This is a genomic window from Variovorax sp. YR216 (genome assembly GCF_900107745.1).
GTDB lineage: Bacteria > Pseudomonadota > Gammaproteobacteria > Burkholderiales > Burkholderiaceae_C > Variovorax.
In genome coordinates this window covers 48,713-68,349 of the sequence record NZ_FNRO01000012.1, presented here as the reverse complement: position 1 = coordinate 68,349, position 19,637 = coordinate 48,713, and the positions used below count along the sequence as shown (strand labels likewise).

Sequence of the window (19,637 nt, the reverse complement as noted above, 5' to 3'; positions counted from 1 at the left end):
TTTCGCTCAGATGTCGAGCACTAACCGCGGCGTGAGGCTGCCGGAGCAGCAGACCATGATCGCCTGGTTGGCCGCCTTCTCTTCGTTGGAGAGGTAGTCGTCGCGGTGGTCGGGCGTGCCTTCCAGCACCGGCGTGGAGCAGGTGCCGCAGACGCCCTGGGAGCAGGCGTATTGGATCGGGACGCCGGCATCGAGCAGAGTGTCCAGGAGGGTCTTTCCAGCCTCCACGCCCAGAGTTTTGCCACTGCGGGCCAATCGCACCTCGTAGCCGCCGGCGGTGGCCGCCTCTTGGCTGGCGCTGAAGCGCTCAAGGTGAACACGCTGTGGCGCCAGACCGGCGCAGGCGGTGGTAAAGGTGTCGAGCATGCCGTTCGGACCGCAGCAGTACAGATGCGATCCGGCCGGGGCGTCACACACGATGGCTACGATGTCCGGGCGTCCCATGTCCTCGCTGGTGCAGTACAGGTTCACCGACGTGCCGCTGCGGTCCAGCGTGCTCAGTTCCTGCACGTAGGCCGCGCGCTGGCGCGAGCGCACCGCGTAGTGCAAGCGCCAGGCGCGGCCAAGCGTATTCAGGCGTGCGGCCATCGCCATGAACGGCGTGACGCCGATCCCGCCCGCGATGAAGATCGAAAGCGGCGCGTCTTCGTACAGGGGAAAGTCGTTGATCGGGACGCTGCTCGCGAGACGATCGCCGGGCCGCGGCATGCTGTGCATCCAGGCCGAACCGCCGCGGCTGTCCGCCGCGCGGTCGACCGCGATCACATAGTGGTGGCGGTCGCCCGGGTCGTTCACCAGCGAGTAGCTGCGCTGCAGGCCGCCGGGTAGTTGCAGGTCGATGTGCGCACCCGCAGTGAAGGCCGGCAGCGGCGCGTCGCCCGCGGAGACGAACTCGTACGACACGATGCCTTCCGCCTCGCGGCGCAACTGACGCAGAAGCAGTTGCAGCCCGCTCACGGCGTGTAGCCGAAGCCGGCATCCAGGCGTGCCGTCATGTGCTCGGCGTGGTCCTGCCACTGCACGCCGGCGGGCAGCGTGAGCGAGACGGCGCGCACCATGAAGGTCGACGGGTCACTGATGCCCTGCGGTTGGGTGCCGCTGCCCTGCAGCATGCGCACCGTGTCCAGCAGCAGGCGCCGCGTCATCGCGACGCCGGTGTCGCTGATGCCGAGGTTCTCCTTGCTGCGGTCGTAGATCGCGGCCACGCCCGACTGACAGGCCGCATCCTGCACCCACAGGCCCGGCAGGCCGGAGAACCACGTCTTGGTCTGCGCGTCGTAGTTGAAGAGATAGCCGTTTTGCCGGGTGAACTTGGTCCAGTACTTCGCGAAAGGCTCGGTGGCCGGTCGGGGCGCGAATGCGTCCTGGCTGGCATGGCCGGTCTCGCGGCCCGCGTGGCCCTTCTCGAACAGCGCGCGCGACTTGTCGTAGAGCTTCTCCGAGGGGTGGTAGGAGAACATGATGCACAGCGTGTTGTAGTCGTCGAGCGGCACCCACGCGTGGCCCGACAGTTCGGGGTACTGCGACTGCGGCGGCACCAGCGTCCAGAAAGGCAGGAGGAACTGGTTCACCCGCCAGTAGCTGGTCTCGTCGTCGAGCTTGCGGCGCGAAGCGATGCTCATGCCGAACGGCTGGCGCTGGCATTGGAAGGTGGGGCGCAGGTCGCGCTTGGCGATCCAGTCGCTGATGGCGCCTTGCGCATCGATGCGGCCATGCAGGATCGGCGCGTGCGCCGAGTCGATCTCGCCTTCCACCGCCTGCAGCCAGTTGCATTCCTGTACGCGGAAGCTGACGTGAACGCGCTCGGCAGGCACGAGGTTCCATTCCATCTCCGGCAGCGGCGGCGGGTTGTCCTGCTGCGGGCCCATGTAGGCCCAGGCGATGCCGTTGCGTTCGCGGCAGGCGTAGGCCTTGAGGCGGACCTTGTCCTTCAGTCGGCTCTCGGGCAATTCGGCCGGCAGGTCCTGCACATGGCCGTCGGTGCCGAACTTCCAGCCGTGATAGACGCATCGCAGGCCGCAATCCTCGTTGCGACCGAAGACCAGCGGCGCGCCACGGTGCGGGCAGGCATGGTCCACGAGGCCGAGTCTGCCTTCGCTGTCGCGAAAGGCAATGAGGTCTTCGCCCAGCAGCCGCACCCGCTGCGGCATGCCGCCCGCTGGCAGGTCGCTGGTGGGAAGGAAGGGAAGCCAGTACAGGCGCATCAGGCTGCCCATGGCGGTGCCTGGGCCGACGCGCACGAGCGTTTCGTTGTCTTCAGGGGAGAGCATGAGAGGCTCCGTGATATGAGGGTGATTGGATTATTGGTTAAACCATTCTAATATCGAACTCGGCAAAGCGAAAGATGGAGCGAGGCATTGCAACTCGGGGTATTACCGAAGAATGATCCATTGGTCTGTCCATTATGCTTTTGAGTCGAATTCGTTTCCTCAGGAGTCCTGTCATGCACATGCCACGCTGCGGCCGTCGCACCGCCCTTGTCCGGATCGCCGCGGGTGCCGCCGCCCTTGCCGTTTCCCCCGGTCGCCTGCTCGCGCAGGGGACCTGGCCCGAGAGGCCCATCACACTGATCACGCCCTTCGGAGGCGCCGTCGACATCCTGGCGCGGCTGATCGCCGCCGACCTTGGCGGCCGGCTGGGGCAGACCGTGATCGTGGAGCAGAAGATCGGCGGTTCGGGAACCATCGGCATGGCGGCAGTGGCCCGTGCGCGACCCGACGGCTACACGATCGGCATGGGCACGACCACGTCGCTGACCTCCGCGCCGCACCTCATCAAGAGCCCGGGCTACGACGTCGAGAAGTCCTTTACCTACCTCGGTCTGATCCAGACCTCGCGCCAGGTCCTGACGGTGTCGCCCAAGCTGGGCGTGGACACGCTGCAGGACTTCATCGCACTGGCCAAGTCCAAGCCCGGCACGCTCAACTTCGGATCAAGCGGCGTGGGCAACAGCATCCACCTGGCGGTGGAGCAGTTCAACGCGGCCGTCGGCATCAAGGCGGTGCACGTGCCTTTCAAGACCGGCAACGAAACCGACACGGCCATGATTGCCGGCGAAGTGCAGTACACGATCGCTTCGCTCGCCACTTCGCTGCCGCTCATCCAGGCCGGGCGCATCAAGGCGCTGGCGGTGACGGGCGAGGGCCGTGATCCGGCGTTGCCGAACGTGCCCAACCTGAATGAGTCCGGCCTGCCGGTGCGGATTCCGGATCAGCTCTTCGGCATGGTCGGGCCGGCCAACATGCCCGCTCCGGTGACGTCGAAGCTTCTGAAGGCAGTCGCGGACATGCAGGCCGATCCCGCGTTCCAGGAGTCCGTGCGCCGAACCGGTGGCGTGCCTTCGCTGGTGCACGGCGAGGCCTTTCGCAAGCTGGCGCTGAGCGACAGCCAGACCTGGGGCGATCTCATCAAGCGCCTGGGCATCACGCTCAGCAGCTGAGGCGCCCGCATGCAACAGAAAAGGACCGCGCTGATCGCTGGCGCGAGCGGCATCGTGGGGCGCGGCATTGCCGAGCGGCTGGTCGGTGAAGGCTGGCGCGTGCTGTGCGCGAGCCGCTCGGGCGGCGGTGCCTTGCCGGGAACCGAAGGTGTGGCGGTCGACCTGCTGGATGCAGCAGCCTGCTCGAGGGCCGTGGCGCCGCACACGGGCATCACGCATGTGTTCCATGCGGCCTTCCAGCCGGCGCCCAGCCGCGCGGCGGAAGTGGCACCCAACCTGGCGATGCTGCGCAATGTGGTCGAAGCGGCGCAGCAGGCCTCGCCGGCGCTGCGCAAGGTGGTGCTCGTCACGGGCGCGAAGTTCTACGGCATCCAGTGGGGCGCAAGCCCGACGCCTTGCCGCGAGAGCGATCCGCGACAACTGCCGCCGAATTTCTACTACGACCAGGAGGACTGGTTGTGCGAAGCCAGTCGCGGCGCGCGCTGGCGCTGGGTCAACCTGATTCCGCCCTTCGTCTCCGGCTATGCGGTCGGCAACCCGATGAACCTGGTGCTTGGCATCGGCCTCTACGCTGCGGTGTGCAAGGAACTGGACATGCCACTGCGCTTTCCCGGCAGCGCGGGGGCCTACGAGGCCCTGCACCAGATCGCGGACGCCCGGCAGATCGGGGCGGCCGCTGCCTGGGCCGCGGATGCGCCGGCGGCGGAGGACGAGGCCTTCAACGTCACCAATGGCGACCCGGCGCGTTGGCGTCACACGTGGCCTGCAATCGCAGAAGCACTCGGAATGCCCTTCGGCGAGCCGAAGACCCTTCCGCTCGCGGACATGATGCCGGCCCAGCAGGCCGTGTGGGACCGCATCGCGCGCAGACACGGCCTGCGGAAAATCGACATCGGCCAGATCGTCGACTGGCGATGGATGGACTACATGCTGCGCCAGTCACACGACATCGTGCTGGCGACAGCGAAGATCCGACGCGCTGGCTTCCACGACTGCATCGAGACCGATGCGACGCTGGTGCAGCGCCTGCGCGAACTGCAGGCCAGCGAGGTATTGCCTGCATGAGCAGCAATCCTCGGCATCGCGAAGTCCGCGCGCTCACACTCGGCTTTCTCTCGCTCGGTGCCAATGCGGCGCCGCTGGATGTGCTCTCCGCGGCCGCCAACGCCGGCTTCGGCGCCGTGGGCTTGCGCATCAGCGGTCGCCATCCCGGTGATCCATGGCCGCAGCCAGATGCCGAGGGCGATGGTCTGGAACGGGTGCGTGCGCGGGCCGAAGCGCTGTCGATCCGCATCTCCAGCATCTCTGGCTACTACATCTCGGAGAAGACCAGCCTGTCGCACCTGCTCGCGAATGTGGAAGCCGCGCACCGCACCGGTGCACCGCTGATCTTGCAGGGATGCTTCGAGCCCGACCTGGCGCGCGTGTCGAAGCTGCTGCGCGGCTACGCGCGCGCTGCAGCCGATGCCGGTGTGCGCATCGCACTCGAGTTCATGCCAATGAGCGCGCTCAAGACGATCGGCGACGCCCAGCGCGTGATCGCGGACAGCGACGCCCGCAACGTGGGCCTGCTGATCGACTCGCTCCATCTCGCGCGCTCAGGCGCGGACGTTGCCGAGGTGCGTGCGCTCGACCCCCGATCGATCTACCTCACGCAACTGTGCGACGCACCGGCGGTGCGTGCACCGGACACGACTCTCTTCGACGAAGCGATGTCGGGTCGCATGTACTTGGGGGATGGCGGCCTTGACCTGAAGGGGCTCGTCGCGGCCTTGTCGCCGGACGCGGAGATCGAACTGGAAACGCCCGTCGTCGCCGACGCTGCGCTCCCGGCCGCCGAGCGCGCTCGGCGCGCAGCGGAGAAGGCCGCGGCCTTCTTCGCGTCGCACTTCGGCTGAAGCGCCTCAGTTGCGGGCGGACTTCAGGCCGCCGAAGGTCGGGCGTCGCTTTCCGAGAATCGCCTCGACCTGCGCGGCCGGCTCCGGCGCCGCGAAGGCAGCGGCCTGGCTCGCGGCTTCCAGTGCGAAGGCGCTCTGCCTGTCGCTGTCGAGCGAGGCATTCAGCATCGCCTTGGCGAGTGCCACCGCGGTCGGCGCGGCCTGGGCCATGCGCTCGGCCATTTCGCGCGCACGCGCTTCGAGGGCTTCGCTCTCGTGCACTTCCATCACGATGCCGAGTTCGCGGGCTTCCTCGACGCCAACGTCCCGGGTGGAAAACACCAGCTCCTTTGCGCGCTGCAGTCCCACGACGCGCGGCAGGAGATAGAGCGCGCCGAGGTCCGGCACCAGGCCCAGCCGCAAGTGGGCCATGGCGAACTTCACGCGCGGGCTGGCGATGATCATGTCCGCGCACAGCGCAAGCGCGAAGCCGGCACCGATCGCGGGACCGTCGATCGCGGCGATCAGGGGGCAGCCCACGTTCAGCAGATCGTCGGTGAGGCGAAGCCCGGCGTTGATGCGCCGCTGCCAGTAGGCGGGGCCCGCATGCGCGTGCTCCTGCAGCGCATGGAGGTTGCCGCCGGCGCAGAAGGCGCTCGCGCCGCCGGTGAGGACAAGCGCGCGCACGGCAGGGTCGTTGCGCACCTGCTCCAGCACGGCCATGAGGTCGGTGCGCAGCGGTACGTCCAGCGGGTTGTGGATCTCCGGGCGGGTGAGGCGAATCCAGCCGACCGCGTTCTCCACCGAGAAGTCGAGCGTCTCCATCTGTGCTGTGCTCAGGCCGGCTTGAACATCGGGACCATCGCGCCGCCCTCTGCAGGCTTGAACGTGACCTCGACCCGTTGGCCGATCTTCAGATCGTCGAGATCGCAGTCGACGATGTTGGTCAGCATCGTGATGCCCTCATCGAGCGTGACGTAGGCGATCGCAAACGGAATGGGCCCGGCACGGCGCGTGACGCTCACGCTGTAGATCGTGCCCAGTCCAGAGAGGCTGCACCACTCGGTGTCGCCCAAGCAGAAGGGGCAGAGTGCGCGCGGATACCAGTGGACCTTGCCGCAGCTGGTACAGCGCCGGGTGCACAGAAGGCCTTCCTTGGCCTTTGCCCAGAAATGCTCGGTGGCGGCGTCGACAGTCACGGCTGCCAGTGGGCGGTCGGTGTATTGAGTGGTCATCGCTTATTGCCTTTCCATGATCAGGGTGGCGCTGCCGTGGCGCGAGCCGAGCAACCCGCCTGTGCCCTGGGCCAGAGCCAGGGTGCAGCCGGGCACCTGGACCTTCGGGTGCGCTTCCCCGCGCAACTGGCGCACGGCTTCGATCACCTTCGTGATGCCGCCGCGGTTGGCCGGATGGTTGTTGCACAGGCCGCCACCGTCCGTGTTGAAAGGCAGCTTGCCGACGCCCGAGATCAGGTTGCCGTCGGCCACGAAGCGGCCGCCCTCGCCCTTCTTGCAGAAGCCGAGGTCTTCCAGCTGCATCAGCACGGTGATGGTGAAGCTGTCGTAGATGGATGCGTACTGGATGTCGGCCGGGCTCACGCCCGCTTCCTTGAACGCGATCGGGCCGGAGATCGCAGCGCCCGACCAGGTCAGGTCGACCTGGCCGCCGAGCTGGCCCTTGATGGTTTCGCCTGCGCCGAGGATATTGATCACCGGGCGCTTCAGACGTGCGGCGATCTCGGGCCGCACCACCACCAGTGCGCCGCCGCCGTCGCTCACCACGCAGCAATCCAGCTTGTGCAGCGGATCGGAAATCATCGGTGAGGCCAGCACTTCCTCCACGGTCACCGGCTCGCGCAGCATCGCGTTCGGGTTGTGCTGCGCATGGGCGGCGGCCGCCACCTTGATCCAGGCGAGCTGCTCGCTGGTGGTGCCGTATTCGTGCATGTGCCGGGCGGCGGCCAACGCGTACATGTTGACCGTGACGGGGCTGTAGGGCATCTCCCAGGGCACGTCCGGCGTGTTGGCCGTGACGAGCCGGGGCGCGACGCCGCTCGATCCTTCGCTGCGCGGGCGACCCGCCAGGGTCACCAGCGCGACATCGCATTTGCCGGCGGCGATCGCCTGCGCAGCGTGCGACACGTGGATCAGGTAGGCCGATCCGCCGGTGTCGGTCGTGTCGACATGGCGCAGCCGTGTCAGGCCCAGGTAGTCGGCCATGTTGTTGGCACCCAGGCCGGGCGCGTCGCCGGCGCAGAAATAGCCGTCGACGTCCTGCAGGGTGAGCCCGGCGTCCGCCAGCGCGCCGCGCGCGCATTCGGCGTGCAACTGCGCGACGGTCTTGTCGGGGGCCCTGCGTGTCGGGTGTTCGTAGGCGCCTGCGATGCAGGCCTTGCGTTTGATGGTCATGTGTTTGCTCCAGCCACTGTTCGCGAGTAGGATATCATTGGTTCAACCATCGAACAAGCTAACAAGGAGCAGCAAAAGTGGATCCCATCGTCAGCCTGCAAGGGCGCACCATCGTCGTCACCGGGGCCGGCCAGGGCATCGGCAAGGGCATTGTGGAACTGGCCATCGACCTCGGCGCCAACGTGGTGGCCGTCGACCTCAATGGACAGACGCTCGATGCCGCTGTCTCGCCGCTGCCGCAAGCGCGCGTGCTTGCGGTGCAAGGCAGCGTGGCTGACCCGGCCGTTGCAGACCGCGCGGTTGCAGAAGCGGTCGCCAAGTTCGGCGCGGTGCACGGCCTTGTCAACAACGCCGGCATCATCCGCCCCGCCATGATCGACAAGATGACCGACCAGCAGTGGCAGGAGGTGATCGATGTGCACCTCACCGGTTCCTTCTACTGGATGCGCGCCACGGGCCGGCACATGGTCGAGCGGGCCAAGGGCGGAGACAAGACGGGCGGCTCGATCGTGAACATCTCGTCCGACGCGGGCCGCAAGGGTTCGATCGGCCAGATCAACTACGCGGCGGCCAAGGCCGGCATGCTGGGCATGACCATGACGGCCGCGCGCGAATGGGGTCGCTACAACATCCGCACCAACTCGATCTGCTTCGGCGTGGTCGAAACGCCGATGACCGAAGTCGTGCGCGGCGAGAAGTTCCGCGACCAGATGCTCGCGCAGATTCCATTGGGCCGCTGGTCTACGCCGGGCGAGGTGGTGAAGAGCGTGTGCTACCTGCTGTCGGATGGATCGAGCTACATCACGGGCCAGCATCTGGGCGTGAACGGCGGCTTCCACATCAGCCTCTGACATGACGGGCGACAGCGTCCTCCTGGAGCGCGCGGACGGCGTGGCCGTCCTCACGCTGAACCGGCCGTCGGCAAAGAACGCGATCGACATCCTGACCACCGACGCGCTCGTTGCCGCGTTGCGGGCGCTGCGTGCCGACGATGACATCCGCGCCGTCGTGCTGACGGGTGCGGGCGGCGACTTTTGTGCAGGCGGCGACGTCAAGGGCATGGCCGACGGCGGCGCGCGCACGGTCGAGCAGCGACGTGCGGGCATGGCGCGCTACGCCGAACTGGCACGCGCGTTGGCGGCGCTGGACAAGCCGCTGATTGCCGCAGTCGATGGGGTCGCATTCGGTGCCGGCCTCAGCATGGCGCTCTATGCCGACATCGTGCTGGTGAGCACGCGCGCGCGGCTGGCCATGGTGTTCCATCGAATCGGCCTCGTGCCCGATGTCGGAGCCTGGTACCAGTTGCCGCGCGTAGTGGGACTGCAGCGTGCCAAGGACCTCATCTACTCGGCGCGCGAGTTCGGCGCCGACGAGGCCTTGCGCATGAACCTCGCGCTGGAGGCTCTCGCACCGGAGGCCCTGATGCCGCGTGCAATGGAGCTGGCCCGAAGTCTCGCGAATGCGTCGCCGACCGCATTCAGCCTCTCCAAGCGCGCGCTGGCCTCGACGCTGCAGAGCGATCTGGAGACCATGCTGGACATGGAGGCGTCCTCGCAGGCGATTGCCTCGTCCAGCGCGTACTTTCGTGAGGCGATCCGTCGCTTCGCGGGCAAGGAGCCGGCGCAGTTCCGCTGGCCGAACAAGGATTGAAAGCATGATCGACTACGAGAAGACCAAGGCTTGGCGTTCCGATCCGGTGCGCCACAGCTACACCGAGCGCGACACCATCCTCTATGCCCTTGGGGTTGGCTTCGCCGCCGATCCGCTGGCGCTGGAAGAACTGCGCTTCGTCTACGAAAAGGAACTCCAGGCCGTGCCGACGATGGCCGCGGTCCTGGCCTCGCCGGGCTTCTGGATGCGCGATCGCAAGGAACTCGGCATCGACTACCTGAAGCTGGTGCACGGCGAGCAGGGCGTCACGATCCATTCGCCATTGCCCGCATCCGGCACGTTGATCGGCGAGAGCCGCGTCACGCGCATCGTCGACAAGGGCGAAGGCAAGGGCGCGACGATGCATGTGGAGAAGACTCTCACCGACGAGGCGACAGGCCGCCAGATCGCCACGTCGGAGATGGTGCTGTTCCTGCGTGGCGACGGAGGGTTCTCGAAGAACGGCGGTGGCGACGAGCCCGCACCGGCTGCGCCCGCAACACCGGACGCCGCGCCTGAGGTGACGATCGAGATGCCGACCCAAGCAGATGCAGCGGTGCTGTACCGGCTCTCCGGCGACATCAACCCGCTGCACATCGATCCCGCAGTGGCGGCCAAGGCGGGCTTTCCGCGGCCGATCCTTCACGGGCTCGCAACCTATGGCAACGCATGCCGCGGCATCCTGGCGAGGTTCTGCGGGCACGATGCCTCGCGCATGAAGTCGATCCGTGCGCGACTGACGTCCCCGGTCTACCCCGGCGAAACGCTGGTGCTCGATTGCTGGCGCCTGGGCTCCGAGGAGATCGCCTTCCGTGCCAGCGTGAAGGAGCGCGGCGTGCAGGTGCTTGCCAACGGGCGCGCAGTCCTGGGGGCCTGATGGCCACGCCGGTCGCGGCCAGCGTGCCGAACCTGCGCGACCTGGGCGGCATCGGCACGGCGTCGGGTCATGTCATTGCGCCCGGTCGACTCTGGCGTTCCAGCCATTTCGGCGCGGTCGCGGACGACGAGCTGGAAGCGCTGCGCGCCATCGGATTCCGTTCGGTGATCGACCTGCGAGGCACGGACGAGCGGATGCGCGTGCCCTCCCGCCTGTTGCAGTTCGGGATCAGGGAGTCGCATCTGGCGATCGAGCCGCGCGCGATGGGCGCGCTGCGCGAACTGCGCGAGGCGGGGGAACCCGACCAGTCCGCGCTGACCGCCATCATGTTCGAGGTCTATCGCCGCTTCGTGAACGAGCACGCGCCTGTCTTCGCTTCGCTCCTGCGGCTGGTCGCCGATGAGGCAACGCCGCTTCCTTTGGTGATTCACTGCACCGCCGGAAAGGACCGCACCGGCTGGGCGGCGGCGTTGTTGCTGCTTGCGCTCGGAGTGCCGCGAGAAGCGGTGCTCGATGACTTCCTGGCAAGCAACGGGCGCTGGTCCATGCAGGGCGTCTCGGCCGACTGGGCACTGCTCGCCTCGGTCCGCGCCGACTATATGCAATGCGCATTCGACGAAATCGAAAGCCGCTGGGGCTCGATGGACGCCTATCTGGAAGGACCGCTCGGTCTTGATCGACAGGCGCGCAGCAGGTTGTGTGCGCGCCTGCTTGTCCACCGCTGACCGCTGAGGATCAGAGCTTCACTCGCCCCGCATCGACCAGCTTCTGCGTGAGGGCAAGCTGGTCCTTCATGAAGCGCCGCGTCTTGTCGGCGCTCCATGGCGCCGGTTCGAAGCCTAGCTCAAGAAGCTTTGCGCGCACCTCCGGCATCGCGACGATGCGCCCCATTTCAGCGGTCAACTTGTCCACGATCGCCTTCGGCGTCTTCGCTGGCACGAAGGCAGCGGCCCAGCCGGGCATGTCGACCTCGGGATAGCCCAGCTCGGCGAAGGTCGGCACGTCGGGGTACACGGGAAAGCGCTCGGCGCTCGCGACGGCGAGCGGCTTGATCTTGCCGGGGTAGCGATTCACGCCGCCGACCGACGTCACTGCCGCATCGATCTGGCTGCCGATCAGGTCCTGAAGCGCAGGGGTCTCGCCCTTGTAAGGCACGTGCACGGTGTCGATGCCGGCCGCCATGTTGAACAGTTCGCCGACGAAGTGACCGCCCGAGCCCTGGCCATAGGAGCCGTAGGAGAGCTTGCCGGGCCGCGTCTTCGCGAGCGCCACGTATTGCTTGAGCGTGGAGACCGGCAGGCTCTCGCGGACGCCGAGCGCGATCGGCGTGAGCGCCAGCATGCCCACCGGCTGCAGGTCTTCGAGCCGGTAGCCGGGCTTCGGCATCAGCACTGTGTTGCTGAGGAGCGCGCTGTAGCCGATCAGCACCGTGTATCCGTCGGCCGGCGCCTGCGACACCGTTGCAGCGGCGATGGCGCCACTTGCGCCGGACTTGGATTCGACGATGCAAGGCTGGCCCCAGGCATCGGTCAGCTTCTGGCCGATGAGCCGCATCATGGTGTCGTGGCCCCCGCCCGCCGGCGTGGGAATCACGAACTTGATGACCTGTGAAGGGAAGGGCTGCGACTGCGCCTGCGCGAGCGGCAGGACGCCCGCACCGAGCGAGCCGAGGGCTGCTGCAAGCGTCTGGCGTCGGGTGAAGTTCATTGCGATGTCTCCTTGTGTGATGGATTCGAGTGCTATACGATTCGTTGTGATCATTGGTTCAACCATAGATTAAACGACAAAGTGAATAATTCATCCACCCCAACATTCACGGCAGCAAGTGGGTTCGATGTGGCCGAGACGACCGCGCTCGATGGGTTGATACGCCTACGGCCGCGCAAGCGGTCGCGACGATGCGCGCATTGCGCACTGGCACTGTCACCTCGCATTCAACATGTTCCGCCTCGCGGCCATCCAGCAGGGCGTGGCCCGGCGCGCACTCGACGGCAACGCGGCCAACAGCCGGGCAGCCGCCGTGGCGGCGCGCGTTCAAGCCACTGCAGATGCGGGCTGGGCGGCGACGAAGGAGTCCCGATGACAAACAACCTGCCCCTCTCGATGCGTGCATGGCGCGTCGAGGAAATCAGCGACCGTGGCGAGATGCATCTTCGCGACGTGGAGGTGCCGCGACCCGGCCCCGACCAATACCTGGTGCGCGTGGAGGCCGCGGGCCTCGCCTTTGGTGACACCTTGATCGTGCGCGGCAAGTATCAGGTCAAGCCGCCATTGCCCTTCACCCCCGGCTCCGAAGTGCTGGGCACCATCGTGGCGGGGGAAGGCGGCGATCTCCCGGTTGGCACGCGCGTCGCGAGTTCTTCGCGGCAGGGTGGCTTCGCGCAATACGCCCTCGTGCCGTGCAGCGAAGCGGTCGCGATTCCACAGGACATCGACCCGGGCGACGCGCTCGCGCTGCGCAGCAACTATCCGACTTCACTGTTCGCCCTGCGCATGGCCGGGCGCCTGCAGCCGGGCGAGACGCTGCTCGTGCATGCCGCGGCCGGTGGCGTCGGCAGTGCGGCGCTGCAACTCGGCAAGCTGATGGGCGCGCGTGTGATCGCCACCGCGGGCGGACCACGGAAGGTGCAAGCGTGTCTCGATGCGGGTGCGGATGCTGCGCTGGACTACGGCGATCCCGATTGGGTCGATGCCTTTCGCAAGGTCGCGCCCGGCGGCGCCGACGTGATCTACGACCCCGTGGGCGGCGAGATCGGCGCGCAGAGCCTGCGCTGCCTTGCCTTTGGCGCGCGCTACCTCGTCATCGGCTTCGCGGCCGGCACGCTCACGCAGTTGCCGGCGAACAGGCTGCTCCTTCACAACGCCAGTGCGGTTGGCGTGCTATGGGGAGAGGTGCGCAAGCGCGACATCGCGCTGGCCGCGCAGCTCACGCGCGAGGTCTATGGCTGGCATGCCGAAGGCCGCATCCGCCTCATGCCCGGGCCTTCGTTCGACTTCGACGACGCACAGGCGGCCTTGGCCGCGCTCGAAGGCCGCTCCACAGTGGGCAAGGCCTGGCTTCGCGTTCCGCATTAGCGGCGCCTCTCTCGGTACTTTCCCCGATTCGGTCTGTCCCAGGACTTCATCCTTGCGCGCTCGTATGCGCAGGCGCGTGGCCTGCGCATCGCCGACGGCCCCGACGAAGTGCATCGCAACCAGATCGCCCGCCTCGAACTGGCGACACATTGAAAGGATTCCCCCTCATGTACATGCCGCCCGAAACCTGGCTCAAGCTGGACCCACGCGACGAATACACGCACCCGCCCGAGCCGGTGGGCAACTACAACGAGAGCATGTACTTCAATGCCTTCGATTCCGCGCGCCGCATCGGCGCATGGGTTCGCGTCGGCAACCGGCCCAACGAGGGCCATGCGGAGATGACCTGCTGCGTGTACCTGCCCGACGGCCGGGTGGGCTTCATGTTTGCCCGCCCCGGCATCACCGGCAACGAGCGGATGGAAGCCGCGGGCATGAGCTTCGAGGTGATCGAGCCGTTCAAGCGGCATCGCGTGCGCTACGAAGGCGACCTGCTGGTGATGGACGATCCGCTGGCGATGGCCGATCCGAGCGCAGCGTTCAAGCGCTATCCCAAGCGGCCCGCTTCGATTGCGCTGGACTTCGAAGGCGTCTCGCCGATGCATGGCGGCGAGATCGTCGACATGCAGGGGCGCCCGATCGAACTCGACCCCGAGCGCGCGGTGTATCGCGGGCATACCGAGCAGAACATGGCGGTGAACGGGCACATCACCGTGGACGGCGTGAAGCACGATCTCATCGGCGGGACCGGGTATCGCGACAAGTCCTGGGGGCCCCGGCATTGGCACAGCTTCTTTTGGTACAAATGGCTGCCCGTCACCTTCTCGCGCGACTTCGGCATCCTGCTGTCCATCAAGGGGCGCCCCGAGGGTGGGCCGAACCGCATCAGCGGCAACGTGCTTCGCGACGGTGTCTACGAGTCGGTGATCGACGGACGCATCGAGACCGAGTACGACGAGGCATGGATTCCGAAGGGCCTCACCGCATGGGTCACGACCGAGCGCAAGACCTACGTGATGAAGGGCCGGACCGTGACCACCGTGCCGCTGCGGCACCGGAAGGTCGGGGCCAGCGACTTCAAGACCTACACGCGGATCACGGAAAGCATGACGGAGTTCACCTGCGAAGGCCGCACCGTGCTGGGAATGACCGAGTACTGCGACCTGATGAACGACGGCGTGCCGATTTCGGAGCAGCGAGCGGACGCACCGCGATGAGCGTCTTCAACGGCCTCAGGGTCCTCGACGTCGCGAGCTTCATCGCCGGCCCTGCTGCGGCGACGATCCTCGCCGACTTCGGCGCTGATGTGATCAAGATCGAGGTGCCCGAGGGCGACGGCTTTCGCAAGACGGTCCTCAATCCGAATCTCGCGTACTCCGAGCACAACTATCTCTGGATGCAAGGAGCGCGCAGCCGGAGAGCCATCGCGCTCGATCTCAAGAAGCCAGAGGGCCAGGCGGTGCTGCATCGCCTCGTGCGCGAGGCCGATGTGCTCATCACCAACTACCCGCTGCCTGTGCGTGCCCGTCTGGGCCTGGCCTGGGAGACGATTCGCGAGCTCAATCCGCGACTCGTGTATGCATCGCTCACCGGCTACGGAGAAACCGGCCCCGAGGCCGGCAAGCCGGGCTTCGATGCCACCACCTACTGGGCACGCAGCGGTCTGGCAGACCTGACGCGGCCCGACCCCGAAGGGCCGCCCGCGAATCCGGCCAATGGCCTGGGCGACCAGCCCACTGCAGTCACGTTGTTCGCGGCGATCGTCACCGGCCTGTATGCGCGCGAGCGCACCGGCAGAGGCGGCATGGTGAGCACCTCGCTGCTGGCCAACGGCGCGTGGGCCAATGCGATGGCGATCCAGGGCATGCTGGTCGGCGGACGGCTGGTGTACCGGCAACCGCGCAGCCAGCCGCGCAACGCGCTCACCAACTTCTATCGCTGCCGCGACGGCCGCTGGTTCATCCTCAGCCTCGTGACCGAAGAGCGCGACTGGGAGGCCTTTCTGCGTGCGATCGAGCGTCCCGCGCTTGCGCAGGACCCGCGCTTCGCCGCGACGCCGGCGCGACGCGAGAACGCACCGACGCTCGCCGCGCTACTGGACGATGTCTTTCAGGCGCGCGACAGCGCGGAGTGGACCTCGCGCTTCGGCGACGAAGGGCTCACGGTCGGCGTGGTCGCGCGCAGTGGCGATGCGCTTGGTGACGAACAGATGCGCCTCTGCGGCGCACTGGTGCCGGGCGAAGGGATTCCGGGCACTGGACTGACGGTCAGCAGCCCTTTCCTGGTCGAGGGCGCGGACAAGACCTATCCGCGCCATGCGCCCGGCATCGGCGAGCACACCGACGAGGTGTTGAGTGAAGCCGGCTATGCGGAGGACGAGATCGCGCGCCTGCGCACGGGCGGAGCCGTGAAATGAGCGTCGTGCTGCGCGAGCACCACGACGGCGTCGCGCTCATCACGATCAACCGGCCCCAGGCGCGAAACGCGATCAATCGTGGCCGAGGTCGAGCGCGACGCTTCGGTGCAGGTTGCGATCCTGACCGGTGCCGGCGACAAGGCCTTCTGCGCCGGTGCCGATCCCAAGGAACTGGCGAGCGGCTCCGCGCCCGGCGGACGCTCCACATCCGAAGGCGGTTTCGCTGGCTTCGTGCATGCCCGGCGCGAGAAGCCGCGGATCGCGGCGGTGAACGGCGCGGCGGTCGCCGGCGGGTTCGAGCTCGTGCTGGCCTGCGACTTCGCGATCGCATCGGTCGATGCAGTGTTCGCCCTGCCGGAGGTCAAGCGCGGTCTGGCTGCGACCGCAGGTGGCGTGTGGCGGCTGCCGCGCAGCATTCCGCGCGGCGCGGCGCTGGAGATGATCGCCACCGGCGAGCCGATCGACGCCTCCGAGGCACTGCGCCTCGGCCTGGTCAATCGAGTGATGGCGCCTGAACACCTGATCCCCGAAGCGATGCGTATCGCTGCGCTGGCGGCAGCCAATGCTCCGCTGGCGTTGCGCGCCAGCCTTGCGCTCGCGCGCCGCGCCTTCGACCTGAACGATGCCGTCTTGCGGGCCGAAGCCGATGCGGCGGGCCGCCGCGTCGACCCGAATGGCGCACTGGTCGAGCGGGTTCCGATGCCGGATCGCTCCACCACCAACATCTGCTTCGGTGGGGCCGACGGGTGCGACGCGTACATCACGTTGTCGCGCTCGGGGCGCCTGGCCGGCAGGCGCTGGGCCCGCGAGGGCCTTCTCACTCCATCGTGATGCCGGTCGCCTTGATGGCGTCGGTCCAGCGGGTCGTCTCTTCCTGCACGAAGCGGCGGGCGGCGTCGGAGCTGCCGCCCTCGGGCTGGAATCCGTAGGCGAAGATTCGCGCCGATATCTCGGGTGTCTGAGCGATGCGGGTGATCTCGGACGACAGCCGGTCCACGATCGGCTTGGGCGTGCCCGAGGGGACCGCCATCACCGACCAGCCCGAGAGACTCACCGCGGGAAAGCCCAGCTCACCGAAAGTGGGCACGTCCGGAGAGTCCTTCAGCCGGTTGGGCAGCGCGACGGCCAGCAGCTTCATCTGACCCGCCTGTGCCTGGGCGGCGAGGGTGCCGGCCGCGCCGATCACCACCGCGATCTGTCCACCAAGTGCCGCCTGTACGGCCGGCGCCTCGTGTAGCCGTCCGGCGGCGCCTTGGCGACCACGCCATAGGCGATGGTGCCGTTGGCCCCGGCACGGTTGTCGACCACCACCGGCTGGCCGAGTGAACCTGCGAGGCGCTCGGCGATCAGGCGCGCGGTGCCGTCCAGTGCGCCACCCGGCGGCGTGGGGATCACGATGCGCAGCGGCCTGTCGGGCCAGCGGGTGCTGTCCTGCGCGCTGGCAGCGCCGGCGAATGCGAGCGAGGCAGCGGCCAAGGCACACAGGGCCCTGCGTCGGGTGGTGTTATGCATGCTCTGTCTACTTGGAGTTCACGTGCGTTCGGCGGTCCAGGCGGGGTTGTCGATCGCCAATGCTTCGCGCAGGCTTTCGCGCAAATGCCGGACCAGCGCGTCGTCAGTGAGGTCCGCTGCGCCGGACTCGATGCGCCGTGCCAGTTCCGCGCGCAGCGCCGGCAGGTCTTCGTCGTCCGTGTCGAGCAGCGCCTGCAGCCGCGCGTGCTCGGCAGCATCGGCCGCATCGCCCAGCGTGAGTTCGCGTGTGAGCAGTCGCAGCACGTTCACGATGACGCGCGTGCGAAAGCGCGGGAATCCGGCGAGTGCCGGCAGCACATTGCGTTCGAGGTCGTCGGCTGCGGCCTGCAGCAGTGTCGAGGCGGGTGGGACGAAGGCGGGCATGGGGTCGTTCTCCTCAGTCCTTGGCGGTGGCGAGCGTCATGAAGTCCCACAGCGGCTCTTCCAGCCGCCGTCCGATGGCGGCAAGTTCGCTGCTTGCCGGCCGCCCGTCCGCACCGCGCGCCAGTCCGCGCCGCACGCACGAAATGGCCCACTTGAGGTTGGACATGGCCTCCCAGAAGCGCACGCGCCGTGGATCGACCGACACGCCCGAAGCCCGCTCGTAGGCCGTGTACAGATCCTCGCGCGAGCCGAAGCCGCCGACTTCGCCCCTGCCGCCGAAGCGCCAGCTGCGCATGCACAGTACGCCGAGGTCATGCATCGGATCGCCGATGCGTGCGATCTCCCAGTCGAGCACGCAGCGCACCCCGTCTGCCGGATCGACGATCAGGTTGCCGGTGCGGAAGTCGGCGTGCACCACGCGCGCCTGGTCGTCCGGCGGAAGGCGTTCGCCGATCCAGCGCAGCGCGTACGAAAACGCGGGATGCACGAAGGCATGTTCCTTGAGCAAGCCGGAATAGATCGCGAGCTCGTCGGACGGGCTCAGCCGCGACAGAAAAGGAAGCCTGTCCGCGGGTATGCGGTGGATGGCCGCGAGGATCTCGCCACACTGTGCAGCTAGCCGCGGGCGCACGCCGTCGAACTCGGCATCGGCCACGATGCGCTTGCCGAGTGCCTCGCCCTCGATGCGTTCGGTGATGTAGCCGCCGCCCAGTCCGTCCTCGGGCGCGAGCACATGCATGACGCGGGGCGCGGCCACGCCTGCTTCCCGCGCGACGATCATCAATGCGGCGTCCTCCTCGCCCGGGAGTTTGGGCAGGCGGCGCGCGGAGGTCTCCGCGTCCTGCATGCGCCCGGGCGTCTGCTGAAGGATGAGCGAATGACGGCCTTCGTCGTCGACCCAGTCGAAGGACCAAGTCGTCTTGGTCGCGCCGCCGGTGAGCCGCGTCAGCGACTGCACCTCGCCGCGCCGGCCGTTGCGCGCGAGCAGCGCCGCGAGGGCGTCGCGCGTCTGCTCGACGTTCATGCCGCTGCCAGGGCCGCGGCAGCCGCGAGCCGCGCGCGGCACTGCGCGACCATGCGCTCGATCAGCTCGCCGCACGAAGGAATGTCGTCGATCAGTCCGGCCACCATGCCGGCCCAGATCACGCCGTTCGTGGTGTCGCCGCTTTCCAGCGCTGCACGTCCACGCTGCCCGTTGACCAGCGGCCGCAACACCTCGAAGGCGGCGCCGCCCGGACGATGCTCCAGCTCGAGCACTTCCTCCGACACAGGGTTGAGCAGCACGCGCGAGCTGTTGCGCAACGTGCGCATGATCAGGCGAGTCTCGTTCTCGCGCGCCTTGACCAGTGCCTGCTTGACGTTCTCGTGCACCGGTGCCTCGCGCGTGGCGACGAAGCGCGTGCCCATGTTCACGCCCTCCGCGCCGAGCGACAGGGCCGCCGCCATGCCGCGCCCATCGGCGATGCCCCCAGAGGCGATCACCGGAACGTTCAGCGCCGACACCGCGGCGGGAATCAGCACGAGGCCGGGCACGTCCTCTTCGCCGGGATGGCCCGCGCATTCGAAGCCATCGATGCTCACGATGTGCACGCCGCGCTTCTCGGCCGCCAGCGCGTGGCGCACCGAGGTGCACTTGTGCACGATCACGATGCCGGCGGCACGCAGCCGATCGAACACCGCCGCGGGCACGTTGCCGGCCGTCTCCACGATGCGGATGCCGCTTTCCACGATCACGTCGAAGATGCGCTCGTAGGGCGGCGGGTTCACTGTCGGCAGCATGGTGACGTTCACGCCGAAGGGCTTGTCGGTCATCGCGCGGCAGCGCTCGATCTCGCGGGCGAGGTCCTCGGGCGTGGGCTGGGTCAGCGCGCCCAGCGTGCCCAATCCGCCCGCGTTGGACACGGCTGCGGCCATCTCGGCACGGCCGACCCATTGCATGCCACCCTGGACGATCGGGTAGCGGATGCCAAGCAGTTCGGTGATGCGGTTCTTCATGTTC

At 67.7% G+C, this 19,637-nt stretch carries 22 protein-coding genes and 1 pseudogene; 12 read left to right on the top strand and 11 right to left on the bottom strand.

The annotated features are described in order from the left end of the window. Nucleotides 1–6: 6 nt before the first annotated feature. Nucleotides 7–957 (bottom strand): PDR/VanB family oxidoreductase, encoded by a 951-nt coding sequence (locus tag BLW05_RS24550; protein ID WP_256330475.1) that lies wholly within the window; start codon nt 955–957, stop codon nt 7–9. Further along, nucleotides 954–2,270, bottom strand: a complete 1,317-nt coding sequence (locus tag BLW05_RS24545; RefSeq protein ID WP_093166181.1) for a Rieske 2Fe-2S domain-containing protein — start codon at nt 2,268–2,270, stop codon at nt 954–956. Before BLW05_RS24545 ends, BLW05_RS24550 begins: the two co-directional genes overlap by 4 nt. Before the next feature lie 173 nt (nt 2,271–2,443). Between BLW05_RS24545 and BLW05_RS24540 the strand changes: the two genes are divergently transcribed. Genes BLW05_RS24540 through BLW05_RS24530 form a run of 3 tightly spaced genes read left to right on the top strand, consistent with a single transcriptional unit; the run spans nt 2,444 to nt 5,337 of the window. Beyond that, the gene (locus tag BLW05_RS24540) at nt 2,444–3,439 is read left to right on the top strand and encodes a Bug family tripartite tricarboxylate transporter substrate binding protein (RefSeq protein WP_177142796.1); all 996 of its coding nucleotides are present in this window, start codon (nt 2,444–2,446) and stop codon (nt 3,437–3,439) included. Between the two features lie 9 nt (nt 3,440–3,448). Beyond that, the gene (locus BLW05_RS24535; protein ID WP_093166179.1) at nt 3,449–4,504 is read left to right on the top strand and encodes an SDR family oxidoreductase; all 1,056 of its coding nucleotides are present in this window, start codon (nt 3,449–3,451) and stop codon (nt 4,502–4,504) included. Next, nucleotides 4,501–5,337, top strand: a complete 837-nt coding sequence (locus BLW05_RS24530) for a sugar phosphate isomerase/epimerase family protein (RefSeq protein WP_177142795.1) — start codon at nt 4,501–4,503, stop codon at nt 5,335–5,337. Before BLW05_RS24535 ends, BLW05_RS24530 begins: the two co-directional genes overlap by 4 nt. A 6-nt stretch (nt 5,338–5,343) precedes the next feature. Here BLW05_RS24530 and BLW05_RS24525 read toward each other — a convergent pair whose 3' ends face one another. The 3 genes from BLW05_RS24525 to BLW05_RS24515 are packed head-to-tail and all read right to left on the bottom strand — an operon-like array spanning nt 5,344 to nt 7,724. Beyond that, nucleotides 5,344–6,141, bottom strand: coding sequence for an enoyl-CoA hydratase/isomerase family protein (locus BLW05_RS24525; RefSeq protein ID WP_093166177.1), 798 nt, complete (start codon nt 6,139–6,141; stop codon nt 5,344–5,346). 11 nt (nt 6,142–6,152) lie between these two features. Further along, on the bottom strand, nt 6,153–6,551 hold the full coding sequence (locus BLW05_RS24520) for a Zn-ribbon domain-containing OB-fold protein (protein WP_093166176.1): 399 nt from the start codon (nt 6,549–6,551) through the stop codon (nt 6,153–6,155). A gap of 3 nt (nt 6,552–6,554) precedes the next feature. Further along, entirely contained in the window at nt 6,555–7,724 is a 1,170-nt protein-coding gene (locus BLW05_RS24515; protein ID WP_093166175.1) for a thiolase domain-containing protein, read from the bottom strand. Nucleotides 7,725–7,801: 77 nt separating this feature from the next. Here BLW05_RS24515 and BLW05_RS24510 point away from each other — a divergent pair, with 77 nt between their 5' ends. From BLW05_RS24510 to BLW05_RS24495, 4 genes are read left to right on the top strand one after another with little or no spacing between them, the layout of a single operon-like run. Continuing rightward, on the top strand, nt 7,802–8,575 hold the full coding sequence (locus BLW05_RS24510; protein ID WP_093166174.1) for an SDR family NAD(P)-dependent oxidoreductase: 774 nt from the start codon (nt 7,802–7,804) through the stop codon (nt 8,573–8,575). A 1-nt stretch (nt 8,576) separates the two neighbouring features. Continuing rightward, nucleotides 8,577–9,374 (top strand): enoyl-CoA hydratase/isomerase family protein, encoded by a 798-nt coding sequence (locus tag BLW05_RS24505; RefSeq protein ID WP_093166173.1) that lies wholly within the window; start codon nt 8,577–8,579, stop codon nt 9,372–9,374. A 4-nt stretch (nt 9,375–9,378) separates the two neighbouring features. Then, nucleotides 9,379–10,251: a MaoC/PaaZ C-terminal domain-containing protein gene (locus tag BLW05_RS24500; RefSeq protein WP_093166172.1), complete on the top strand. Its 873-nt coding sequence runs from the start codon at nt 9,379–9,381 to the stop codon at nt 10,249–10,251. Then, entirely contained in the window at nt 10,251–10,976 is a 726-nt protein-coding gene (locus tag BLW05_RS24495) for a tyrosine-protein phosphatase (protein ID WP_093166171.1), read from the top strand. Before BLW05_RS24500 ends, BLW05_RS24495 begins: the two co-directional genes overlap by 1 nt. 10 nt (nt 10,977–10,986) lie before the next feature. Here the strand turns inward: BLW05_RS24495 and BLW05_RS24490 are convergent, their stop codons facing one another. Next, entirely contained in the window at nt 10,987–11,958 is a 972-nt protein-coding gene (locus BLW05_RS24490; RefSeq protein WP_177142794.1) for a Bug family tripartite tricarboxylate transporter substrate binding protein, read from the bottom strand. Nucleotides 11,959–12,330: 372 nt separating this feature from the next. On the opposite strand from BLW05_RS24490, the gene BLW05_RS24485 reads away from it, so the two are divergent. The 5 genes and pseudogenes from BLW05_RS24485 (at nt 12,331) to BLW05_RS24465 (ending at nt 16,573) form a co-directional block, all read left to right on the top strand. Next, entirely contained in the window at nt 12,331–13,326 is a 996-nt protein-coding gene (locus BLW05_RS24485) for an NADPH:quinone oxidoreductase family protein (protein WP_093166169.1), read from the top strand. Between the two features lie 30 nt (nt 13,327–13,356). Then, nucleotides 13,357–13,479 (top strand): annotated as a pseudogene (locus BLW05_RS24480) (acyl-CoA dehydrogenase family protein); the annotation flags it as partial. A 14-nt stretch (nt 13,480–13,493) separates the two neighbouring features. Next, nucleotides 13,494–14,543 (top strand): DUF7064 domain-containing protein, encoded by a 1,050-nt coding sequence (locus tag BLW05_RS24475; RefSeq protein WP_093166168.1) that lies wholly within the window; start codon nt 13,494–13,496, stop codon nt 14,541–14,543. Further along, nucleotides 14,540–15,742, top strand: a complete 1,203-nt coding sequence (locus tag BLW05_RS24470; RefSeq protein ID WP_093166167.1) for a CaiB/BaiF CoA transferase family protein — start codon at nt 14,540–14,542, stop codon at nt 15,740–15,742. The genes BLW05_RS24475 and BLW05_RS24470 overlap by 4 nt, the downstream gene beginning before the upstream one ends. 78 nt (nt 15,743–15,820) lie before the next feature. Beyond that, nucleotides 15,821–16,573 (top strand): enoyl-CoA hydratase-related protein, encoded by a 753-nt coding sequence (locus tag BLW05_RS24465; RefSeq protein ID WP_143044909.1) that lies wholly within the window; start codon nt 15,821–15,823, stop codon nt 16,571–16,573. Here the strand turns inward: BLW05_RS24465 and BLW05_RS36055 are convergent. Genes BLW05_RS36055 through BLW05_RS24440 form a run of 5 tightly spaced genes read right to left on the bottom strand, consistent with a single transcriptional unit; the run spans nt 16,560 to nt 19,633 of the window. Beyond that, nucleotides 16,560–16,931 carry a Bug family tripartite tricarboxylate transporter substrate binding protein gene (locus tag BLW05_RS36055; protein ID WP_177142787.1) on the bottom strand — a complete coding sequence of 124 codons (372 nt, stop codon included), beginning with the start codon at nt 16,929–16,931 and terminating at the stop codon, nt 16,560–16,562. The genes BLW05_RS24465 and BLW05_RS36055 overlap by 14 nt on opposite strands. Continuing rightward, nucleotides 16,925–17,254, bottom strand: coding sequence for a tripartite tricarboxylate transporter substrate-binding protein (locus BLW05_RS36050; RefSeq protein WP_093166165.1), 330 nt, complete (start codon nt 17,252–17,254; stop codon nt 16,925–16,927). Before BLW05_RS36050 ends, BLW05_RS36055 begins: the two co-directional genes overlap by 7 nt. An 18-nt stretch (nt 17,255–17,272) precedes the next feature. Then, nucleotides 17,273–17,638, bottom strand: coding sequence for a DUF6285 domain-containing protein (locus BLW05_RS24450; protein WP_093166164.1), 366 nt, complete (start codon nt 17,636–17,638; stop codon nt 17,273–17,275). 13 nt (nt 17,639–17,651) lie between these two features. After that, entirely contained in the window at nt 17,652–18,662 is a 1,011-nt protein-coding gene (locus tag BLW05_RS24445) for a phosphotransferase family protein (protein ID WP_093166284.1), read from the bottom strand. Next, nucleotides 18,659–19,633, bottom strand: a complete 975-nt coding sequence (locus tag BLW05_RS24440; protein ID WP_093166163.1) for an NAD(P)H-dependent flavin oxidoreductase — start codon at nt 19,631–19,633, stop codon at nt 18,659–18,661. Before BLW05_RS24440 ends, BLW05_RS24445 begins: the two co-directional genes overlap by 4 nt. Between the last annotated feature and the right edge of the window lie 4 nt (nt 19,634–19,637).

What these genes read in the sequence shown, in the direction of transcription:
- BLW05_RS24545 (WP_093166181.1), bottom strand. Translation starts at nt 2,270, where the DNA reads ATGCTCTCCCCTGAAGACAACGAAACGCTCGTGCGCGTCGGCCCAGGC.
- BLW05_RS24540 (WP_177142796.1), top strand. Translation starts at nt 2,444, where the DNA reads ATGCACATGCCACGCTGCGGCCGTCGCACCGCCCTTGTCCGGATCGCC.
- BLW05_RS24535 (WP_093166179.1), top strand. Translation starts at nt 3,449, where the DNA reads ATGCAACAGAAAAGGACCGCGCTGATCGCTGGCGCGAGCGGCATCGTG.
- BLW05_RS24530 (WP_177142795.1), top strand. Translation starts at nt 4,501, where the DNA reads ATGAGCAGCAATCCTCGGCATCGCGAAGTCCGCGCGCTCACACTCGGC.
- BLW05_RS24525 (WP_093166177.1), bottom strand. Translation starts at nt 6,141, where the DNA reads ATGGAGACGCTCGACTTCTCGGTGGAGAACGCGGTCGGCTGGATTCGC.
- BLW05_RS24520 (WP_093166176.1), bottom strand. Translation starts at nt 6,551, where the DNA reads ATGACCACTCAATACACCGACCGCCCACTGGCAGCCGTGACTGTCGAC.
- BLW05_RS24515 (WP_093166175.1), bottom strand. Translation starts at nt 7,724, where the DNA reads ATGACCATCAAACGCAAGGCCTGCATCGCAGGCGCCTACGAACACCCG.
- BLW05_RS24505 (WP_093166173.1), top strand. Translation starts at nt 8,577, where the DNA reads ATGACGGGCGACAGCGTCCTCCTGGAGCGCGCGGACGGCGTGGCCGTC.
- BLW05_RS24500 (WP_093166172.1), top strand. Translation starts at nt 9,379, where the DNA reads ATGATCGACTACGAGAAGACCAAGGCTTGGCGTTCCGATCCGGTGCGC.
- BLW05_RS24495 (WP_093166171.1), top strand. Translation starts at nt 10,251, where the DNA reads ATGGCCACGCCGGTCGCGGCCAGCGTGCCGAACCTGCGCGACCTGGGC.
- BLW05_RS24490 (WP_177142794.1), bottom strand. Translation starts at nt 11,958, where the DNA reads ATGAACTTCACCCGACGCCAGACGCTTGCAGCAGCCCTCGGCTCGCTC.
- BLW05_RS24485 (WP_093166169.1), top strand. Translation starts at nt 12,331, where the DNA reads ATGACAAACAACCTGCCCCTCTCGATGCGTGCATGGCGCGTCGAGGAA.
- BLW05_RS24475 (WP_093166168.1), top strand. Translation starts at nt 13,494, where the DNA reads ATGTACATGCCGCCCGAAACCTGGCTCAAGCTGGACCCACGCGACGAA.
- BLW05_RS24470 (WP_093166167.1), top strand. Translation starts at nt 14,540, where the DNA reads ATGAGCGTCTTCAACGGCCTCAGGGTCCTCGACGTCGCGAGCTTCATC.
- BLW05_RS36050 (WP_093166165.1), bottom strand. Translation starts at nt 17,254, where the DNA reads ATGCATAACACCACCCGACGCAGGGCCCTGTGTGCCTTGGCCGCTGCC.
- BLW05_RS24450 (WP_093166164.1), bottom strand. Translation starts at nt 17,638, where the DNA reads ATGCCCGCCTTCGTCCCACCCGCCTCGACACTGCTGCAGGCCGCAGCC.
- BLW05_RS24445 (WP_093166284.1), bottom strand. Translation starts at nt 18,662, where the DNA reads ATGAACGTCGAGCAGACGCGCGACGCCCTCGCGGCGCTGCTCGCGCGC.
- BLW05_RS24440 (WP_093166163.1), bottom strand. Translation starts at nt 19,633, where the DNA reads ATGAAGAACCGCATCACCGAACTGCTTGGCATCCGCTACCCGATCGTC.